The sequence below is a fragment of the Sulfurimonas sp. genome (assembly GCF_027056685.1).
GTDB lineage: Bacteria > Campylobacterota > Campylobacteria > Campylobacterales > Sulfurimonadaceae > Sulfurimonas.
Window position 1 is genome coordinate 1 of the sequence record NZ_JALUKE010000049.1, and the last position, 1504, is coordinate 1504.

General features: G+C 34.2%; 1 protein-coding gene and 1 pseudogene. Both read left to right on the forward strand.

From position 1 onward, the window contains the following. Positions 1-1175: lipid IV(A) 3-deoxy-D-manno-octulosonic acid transferase (gene waaA, locus MVY38_RS01700; RefSeq protein ID WP_366939741.1), on the forward strand; the 1175-nt coding region annotated here is incomplete at its 5' end. Between the two features lie 3 nt (positions 1176-1178). After that, a pseudogene (locus tag MVY38_RS01705) lies at positions 1179-1504 on the forward strand (RNA pseudouridine synthase); the annotation flags it as partial.

Here is a 1504-nt window from a genome sequence, read left to right on the forward strand (position 1 = left end):
GAGTAGGCTTGAAGCCTTTTTTTCTTTTCTACTATATTTTAAGTGTTGTGCTCTTTTTAGTAGCACTTCCACTTATCATTATTCTTTCGTTTAAACAAAAATACAAAGAGTCGATTCCCTCACGCTTTTTTCTTTTTAAAAATCCACCTTTTAAAAATTCTCAATCTACCTGGTTCCATGTATGCTCACTTGGTGAAGCACGAGCGTTGAAGCCTATTTTAGATAGATTAGATGAAGAAAAAATTGTCATTACAACGATTACACAAACGGGGCAGGATGAGGCTAAAAAGTATGATGCTGAAATCCGATACCTGCCTTATGAAATGTATCTGCCTTTTTGGATAAAACCACAAAAAAAGCTTATTGTTTTAGAAGCAGAGTTTTGGTATATGCTTTTTGTTATGGCCCATGCTAGAGGTGCGGAGGTGATACTTTTAAACGCAAGGATTTCTGATAAAAGCGTTGACAAGTATATGAAATTTGCATGGTTTTACAAAAAACTTCTGGCAAATGTTTCTATTTTGTATGTGCAGAGTGAAGTGGATAAAAATAGATTTTTGGCACTTGGTGCAAAAAATATTGAAGTGATTGGAAATATTAAACTTGCAGGTGAGATTAAAAAAACCTATGACTATATGAAACCTGATTGTGAGCTAATAGTAGCAGGAAGTACACATCCAGATGAAGAGGAAAGTGTATTGGCTGCGTTTAGTAGCTATAAAAGTGCAAACAGCGGAGCAAAACTTGCTATTGTTCCTCGTCATCCAGAGAGATTTGAAGAGGTGTACTCTTTGATGGAAGAGTTCGCGTTAAAAGAGCATTTGTCTCTTGAGCGTTTTTCACAAAATAAAAATTTTACAAGTGATTTGATACTTGTTGATATGATGGGTGAGTTAAATAATATTTATGCCATCAGTGATATAGCAATTTTAGGTGGAGCATTTAGAGATGATGTTGGTGGACATAATCCCTTAGAACCTGCATATTTTGGCTGTAAAATTATTACAGGTAAACACTTTTTTCACCAAAAAGAGCTTTTTAAATATGTACATCATGTGCAGTATGTAGAAGCAACAGAGTTAAACGCAGCACTAAACGCAGCAAAAGAACTTCCTCCTTCAATGGTTGAAGAGAAAATAGATTTACAAAAAGTTATTGATAAAATTAAGGAATAAAATATGGCAACAGAAAAAGCATATAAATTATTGGCACAACAAGAGGGAATTTCTAATTCAAATGCAAAGTCTATGATAGACCGTGGACTTGTATATGTTGGAAACAAAAAGGTAATGATAGCTCGTGGAGAGATTGATGAGCGGACTATGTTTAGAGTGATAAAGATAGAAAAAGCAAAACCAATTTTTGAAAACGATGACATTATAGTCATAGATAAACCAGCTTATGTAAACTCTGATGAGATTGAGAGACAATTTCGAGGCACAAGACTTTTACATAGACTTGACCGTGAAACAAGTGGTGTTTTGATGCTTGTAAAAAATGAAGA